This window comes from Brevibacillus sp. NRS-1366, from assembly GCF_050467985.1.
Map to the genome: position 1 here is coordinate 96,754 of NZ_JBITPN010000029.1, position 6,552 is coordinate 103,305.

The following is a 6,552-nucleotide window of genomic DNA, read 5'->3' on the forward strand; positions in this document are numbered from 1 at the left end:
CAAAACGTGTTACTGTAGTGGTGTAATCGTACCGAACAAAGTAGGAGTTGATAGGCATGATATCTGTGCTTGTACGAAAAGCTGACCATGGCTCTGGGCAAAGAGTTCCGACTGATCTTTGTTTAGAGCCTATCCCATACTAAAGCTGGAACTCTTTGCTTCCCTATATACGCAAATCACGCTATATAGTTAGGAGCAAAGCAAATGAAATATCAAAATGCACAAACGACGCTGCCACAAGAGCTGCTTCGTGACATTCAAAAATATGTTCAAGGAACCTATCTGTACATTCCTGTTCAAGAAGAGTGCAGGAAAGAATGGGGCGCGTACACGGGGTCCAAGCAGGTGCTTCAAGAGCGCAATGCTAGGATTGTGCAAGCTTATGGCTTAGGAATCTCGGTCAAGACCCTCGCGAAGGAGTACTTTTTGACTGAGCATAGCATTAGAAGAATTATCCGCGAAAAACCAAATGTACAACTTTAATGCAGGCACTTTCTTTCCAATTATTAATTTATTTTGAAAAAAGTTAAGGTTGAAGATTGATAAAATTTTAAGTTATACTTATACAAATTTTATTAAAATAAATAATATTAAGGGGAGCAACATGAGAGAATTATCAACGCGACAAACCATCACTGTGGGCCTCATGCTATTCGCCCTGTTTTTTGGTGCAGGCAATATGATTTTTCCACCTGCTTTGGGACAAGCAGCGGGTTCGAATGTATGGTTGGCTATGCTCGGTTTTATTATAACGGGTGTGGGTTTGCCTTTATTAGGAGTTATTGCTGTCAGTTTAAGTGGAGGAAACTTGCAAACATTGGCGGGGCGGGTGCATCCTGTCTTTGCTGTTATCTTTACTTTTGTTGTTTATCTGGCAATTGGGCCGTTTCTGGCAATTCCTCGAACAGGAACCGTTACCTTCGAAATGGGGGTCTTGCCATTTTTACCGGAGTCGATGAAAGAAAGCTGGCTGCCACTCTTTATCACGACGATTGTTTATTTTGCGATTACATTTTGGCTCTGTCTGAATCCTACCAAGCTGGTAGATCGGATCGGAAAAGTGTTGACGCCAGCCCTGCTCTTGATTATTGGCCTGATGTTCGTACAGTCTCTCTTCCACCCAATTGGCGGAATGGGACAACCGACAGGTGCTTACCAGGAAACAGCGTTTTTTAAAGGGTTTTTGGAAGGATATTTGACCTTAGATGCTCTGGCAGCCATGGTATTCGGGATTGTAGTGACCTCGGCTATCCAGAACCAGGGAGTAACGGATCGGAAAAAAGTGACCTGGTCGACCATCAAAGCTGCCATCATTGCCGCGTGCGGCTTAGGGCTTGTCTATTTGGCTCTCGCCTATATGGGAGCAACTAGTTTTTCGCTTGGACAGTCAGAAAATGGGGGACAAATATTGACTGCGGTCGTTCAACAGTTGTTCGGCCCGCTCGGTTCAATGCTTTTGGGTGCCGCCGTCACACTTGCTTGCCTCACAACATCAGTAGGATTGGTCACAGCGTGCAGCCGTTTCTTTTCAGATCGGATTCCGGCTATTTCGTATCCAGTGATGGCAGCGATCCTCTGCCTGTTCAGTGCGGGTGTAGCCAACATCGGACTCACGCAATTAATCGCGATTTCTGTTCCTGTTCTGATGGCTATTTATCCATTGGCTATTGTTTTGATGCTGCTCTCGTTCTTCCACAAGCTGTTTAAAGGCCACAAGGCGGTTTACATCGGTGCAATCGTAGCCACTGCCATCGTCAGCTTGATGGATGGATTTTCTTCCATGGGACTTTCGGTAGAGGCGATTCATTCCATTTTCAAGCATTTGCCGCTGCATAAAGAGGGAATCGGCTGGCTCCTTCCTGCTGTCGCAGGTGCATTACTAGGTTTTTTGTGGGGCAGTATGCGCCCGGGCAAAAAAAGCGGCAAGCGAGAGGTTTATCAGGAAAAGACAAGCAATCTGTAACTCATGATGAAACAATATCAAGAGGGCGTGCGAACTCAACTGGGTTCTGGCACGCCTTTTTGTTGATCGCGTGGACAAGTCTCCATCCAGTTTTCCATCTAGTTCCAGTTGGATAGGACTTCTATCCGTCCACAAGCCATGCGATCTATGTTACCATAGGAAAAAGTTGAGCCGAATGGACTGCACATTCAGATGCCGTTCCAAATGAAGGGAGGTTATTAGCTGTGGCCCAAACAAAAGTTTTGGTAGCTGATGACGATCCGAATGTTCGCGAAATTATTCGCCTCTATTTTGAAAAACAACAAATCGACCTAGTTGTCGCCACCGATGGACGGGAAGCCATCGAGCTGATGGAAAAGGAATCACCGGACGTCGTGATTTTGGATGTCATGATGCCGCAAATGGATGGATTTGACGCATGCCGAGAAATCCGCAAAAAATGGGATACGCCGATCATCATGCTGACGGCAAAAGATGAAGAGTTTGATCGTGTGCTCGGATTGGAATTGGGAGCAGATGATTATGTGACCAAACCGTTTAGTCCGCGAGAGCTGGTTGCACGGATTCGAGCTATTTTACGCCGCTTGCAACCAAAAGGAAAGGTGGAGGAGGAAGTGCTTCGTCCTCTTGCTTTTGACCAGCTAACGATTGATGTGGACAAGCGGGAAGTAGTCGCTGCTGGAGAAAAAGTGAGTTTTCGGCCCAAAGAGTTTGATTTGCTCGTCCATTTGGCAAAGTCACCAGGCAGTGTCTTATCCAGAGAGCAATTGCTGGAACAGGTGTGGGGTTTTGACTATTTTGGCGATGTCCGCACGATTGATGTACACATCAAAAAGATTAGGCAGCGCTTGGAAAAGCTCCCTTATGAATGTATTCACACCGTTTGGGGGATCGGCTACAAATTCGGGGTGAATAACTGATGCTCGGAATGTCCAAAAGCATCTTCCGTCGCCTCTTATTTAGCTTTTTAGCCACGGTACTGGTTGGACTTGGGATATCGGGGATTTTGCTTTCTTTTTTCGCACGGGAATACATTTACAACACCAAGCAAGAAGAGTTGTTGCGTCTGGCGAAAAAGGTGAACACCCAGATTTATGATAGCAATGAGATCAACAAGGAGCTGTTGGACAAGCTCGCGATGCTGGATGAATCCTTCGATACGAGGATCTGGCTCTTTAATGAAAACGGAAAAATCGTAGCCACCTCCATGAAAGATGAAGTGTTTACCGGAAAATCAGTGGCGGTGTCTATCGCAGATAGTGTGTTAAGAGGCAAGAGCGCGGTGACAGAATTGCAGATCGAAGGCTTGGAAGACCCGATGCTCTCGGTTTCTGTTCCATGGGGTAAAGGCGAGAAAGTGTACGGCGGAATTATTCTGCATGCGCCGATCGAAGGTATAGAGCGTACCTTTGGACAGATGCGGGAATCTATTCTGTGGGCGACGTTGTTTGGCATAGTAATCACAACAGCGATGGTGTCTTATCTATCCTGGTCGATCTCCAGGCCGCTTCGAACCATTGAGCGGACAGCTGCAGAGATTGGAAGGGGGAACTACGCCGAGCGAGTCCAGGTAGATACTTCGGATGAAATCGGTGATCTGGCCCACACGATTAACACGATGGCAGAGAAGCTGGAAAAGGTGGAGCAGGAGCGACATCATTTGGAGCAGGTACGAAATGATTTTCTCGCCAATGTCTCCCATGAACTGCGAACGCCTCTGACAGCCATGCAAGGATTTTTGGAGGCATTGCAAGACGGTTTGGTAGAGGAAGAAGAAGCCCGGCAAAAATACTATGCCGTGATGTACACCGAGACGATGCAAGTGAATCGGCTCGTCGATGACTTGATGGACCTGATGAAGCTGGAGAATAATGAAGTGAATCTCGCAAAATTCCCTGTCGATGTTGGAGAAGTCATAAACAAGGTCGCTTTTTCTTTTCGGGCGGAGGCAGAAGAAAAAGGAATTCAGATGGTGGTTGATGTGGTGGATGAGCTGCCACGGATTTACGCTGATAAGGACCGGATTGCTCAAATTCTGAAGAATCTGGTGAAAAACGCCGTGAAGTTCACGGAAAAAGGTGAAATTCGGTTAACCGCCAAAAGCGAAGAAAAGTGGGTTCGTATTCAGGTAGTTGATACTGGTATTGGAATCGCCGCAGATGATCTGAATCGGATTTGGGAGCGATTTTTCAAGGTGGATCGCGGGCGTTCGAAAAACAATAAAGGTACTGGCTTGGGATTGGCGATCGTCAAAGAGCTGGTAGAGCTTCATGATGGAGAATGGAATGTAGAAAGTATGCCAGGGCATGGAAGCACGTTCACGGTTTGGATTCCGACTACGACAGCTTCGCGTCAAGCGACCTGATCGTGCTTGAAACCATAATGGCGATGATGGACATACATTTTTCATAGTTTGATCATGGTTTTTTCCCACTTTCCTCACAGAATGGTTATCTTTCGCAGTTACGATATATATGTGACAGCGAGAAGGTCACGATGCCAAGGAACGAAAGGGGAATGAACATGAATAAAAAATGGATCTCCATTGCAGCTGTCGCATTGCTCCTATCAGGAAGCTTGGTCGCCTGCTCGAGCACAACGGGCACGCCTGAACCAGCGACACAACAAGAAGGGGGAAGCGCAACCACACCGGGGACCTCCTCCACTGACAATGGCCAATCGACCGATAGCTCGGTTTCGCAAGACCAATCTACATCTGATGCTTCAAAAGCTGATTCTGGGACACCAGCAGCAGGTTCTTCTGATAGCACCGGATCATCAACTGATGCATCATCTGGCGACAGCAGCACAGACACCAAGTCTGATGCAGGCGCTAAAGACCAGTCCACATCGACTGACGCAAGTAAGCAATAAGCAGTTAGCAAAAGCAACAGGTAACGCGTTTGTTCGTTTGAACTCCTCTACTTCCCTCCCGGTTAACATATTTTGGGCGGCTTGATGTCGCCCATTTGTTTTTGTCCCTGTTTTGTTGTAATTGAAGAAAGTCCGTCATCTCTTTGTAATACTGATGTCCCATGTGGATATCAGTTTTTTTTTGCTGAAAAACCTGCTTTTTCCTAACCCGATTGATATGATGTTTCTTAAGAAAAGAGTGCATCTAAAGTAGCGTTCATGATTCAAGCCAGGAGAGAATAGTCGGGAGGGCAGAGATGATTACATATCCGTATTTAGAAAAGGGAGCAACCATAGGAGTGACGGCGCCATCGTCGGGGGTGGAGACGGCCCTGCATGATATACTCAAGGGTGCTTGCAGGCGGATGGAGGATCAAGGCTATCGTGTCCTGTGTGGAGATACAGTGTGGACGCAGGAAAAAGCCAGGTCGGCCTCAGCTGCAAAGCGGACGGATGAATTCCAGGAAATGATGAACGATGACCACATTTCGATGATCTTCCCTCCTTGGGGTGGAGAACTTTTAATTGAGATGCTGGAAAAAGTAGATTTTGAAAAGATCAAGAACAAATGGATTCTCGGATACTCAGATACGAGCCTCTTGCTGCTTGCCATCACGCTGAAAACAGGGATAGCGACCGCTCATGGAACCAATCTGATTGATCTGCGAGGCGAGTACGCAGATGACACCACCGCTATGTGGCAGGAGGTGTTGTCTACGAAAACGGGAGCTTCTATCGTGCAGCGGTCATCTGCATCCTATCAGAAGGAATGGCAGCATCATAATCCGTCGCCTTGCGTATTCCATTTAACAGAACAAACCGAGTGGAAAACGACTACACCGAATCATGTGAAAATCGAAGGGCGCTTGCTTGGCGGTTGCATAGATGTAATCAGACATATCATTGGTACACCGTATGGGGATATCCGTCATTTTCAAGAGCGGCATATCCAGGGACAGCCGATTGTCTGGTATTTAGAAAACTGTGAGCTAAGCACGACAGATTTACGTCGCTCGCTGCTTCAAATGAAGCTGGCTGGATGGTTTGATCATTGCTCAGGCATCATGTTTGGCCGAAGCCCTGCAAATACTCCGGTGGACGGGTACACAGCCCGGGACGTCTATTATGAGCTGGCCGGCGAGCTGCAGGTGCCGATCGTCTGCGATATCGATTGTGGTCATGTACCTCCTCAAATGACTTTCATCAATGGAGCCTACGCCGAGATCGAGGTGGCGGACGGGAAGGGATTGGTCACACAGCATTTTTATCCTTGATCGTACGGCTTGTAGAATAGCAAAAAAGGTCAGCAAATTTGCTGTCCTTTTCTGTTAACGTGTAGGAAAGTTTAAGTGCTTCCCGTGTGGAAGCAATCTTGTTTAAACTTTCAGGAGCGCATAAAAGCCTTCCGCTAAAACGCGGTCGCTCCTCCGTGAGCAGGCCTCGATAGAGGTTTTTTTATAATATCGGAAAGTATAAAATCTGAGGGGAGTCATCCCATTTATTGCTGGTAAAATGAGGACATGGAGACGAACATTCTTACGTTCATTTTCTTTGATGAAAACAAGAACTGGGATCCATTCGTTAAGAAGTATGGTAAACGAATTCGTTCCTCAGTCTTAAAGGAAGTAGAAAAGTTTCGTTCTTGTGGTGACCCCAGAAACGGTTTCAAATTGTTG

6 protein-coding genes and 1 pseudogene are annotated in these 6,552 nt (G+C 46.7%); all 7 read left to right on the forward strand.

The annotated features are described in order from the left end of the window. Nucleotides 1-204 precede the first annotated feature (204 nt). Entirely contained in the window at nucleotides 205-483 is a 279-nt protein-coding gene (locus ACIFQN_RS24285) for a CD3324 family protein (protein ID WP_429835617.1), read from the forward strand. A gap of 121 nt (nucleotides 484-604) precedes the next feature. Continuing rightward, nucleotides 605-1,963 (forward strand): branched-chain amino acid transport system II carrier protein, encoded by a 1,359-nt coding sequence (gene brnQ / locus ACIFQN_RS24290; RefSeq protein WP_429835618.1) that lies wholly within the window; start codon nucleotides 605-607, stop codon nucleotides 1,961-1,963. 224 nt (nucleotides 1,964-2,187) lie between these two features. Beyond that, nucleotides 2,188-2,883: a response regulator transcription factor gene (locus ACIFQN_RS24295; protein ID WP_429835619.1), complete on the forward strand. Its 696-nt coding sequence runs from the start codon at nucleotides 2,188-2,190 to the stop codon at nucleotides 2,881-2,883. Beyond that, nucleotides 2,883-4,328 carry an ATP-binding protein gene (locus ACIFQN_RS24300; protein WP_429835620.1) on the forward strand — a complete coding sequence of 482 codons (1,446 nt, stop codon included), beginning with the start codon at nucleotides 2,883-2,885 and terminating at the stop codon, nucleotides 4,326-4,328. Before ACIFQN_RS24295 ends, ACIFQN_RS24300 begins: the two co-directional genes overlap by 1 nt. Nucleotides 4,329-4,486: 158 nt before the next feature. Beyond that, a complete protein-coding gene (locus ACIFQN_RS24305; RefSeq protein ID WP_429835621.1) occupies nucleotides 4,487-4,837 on the forward strand; it encodes a hypothetical protein in 351 nt (116 codons plus the stop codon). Nucleotides 4,838-5,133: 296 nt separating this feature from the next. Beyond that, on the forward strand, nucleotides 5,134-6,150 hold the full coding sequence (locus ACIFQN_RS24310; RefSeq protein ID WP_429835622.1) for a S66 family peptidase: 1,017 nt from the start codon (nucleotides 5,134-5,136) through the stop codon (nucleotides 6,148-6,150). A gap of 246 nt (nucleotides 6,151-6,396) precedes the next feature. Continuing rightward, a pseudogene (locus ACIFQN_RS24315) lies at nucleotides 6,397-6,552 on the forward strand (IS91 family transposase); the annotation flags it as partial.

Bases quoted from the DNA above. Each gene is read 5' to 3' on its own strand.
- ACIFQN_RS24305 (WP_429835621.1), top strand. From the start codon at position 4,487: ATGAATAAAAAATGGATCTCCATTGCAGCTGTCGCATTGCTCCTATCA.
- ACIFQN_RS24285 (WP_429835617.1), top strand. From the start codon at position 205: ATGAAATATCAAAATGCACAAACGACGCTGCCACAAGAGCTGCTTCGT.
- brnQ (WP_429835618.1), top strand. From the start codon at position 605: ATGAGAGAATTATCAACGCGACAAACCATCACTGTGGGCCTCATGCTA.
- ACIFQN_RS24310 (WP_429835622.1), top strand. From the start codon at position 5,134: ATGATTACATATCCGTATTTAGAAAAGGGAGCAACCATAGGAGTGACG.
- ACIFQN_RS24300 (WP_429835620.1), top strand. From the start codon at position 2,883: ATGCTCGGAATGTCCAAAAGCATCTTCCGTCGCCTCTTATTTAGCTTT.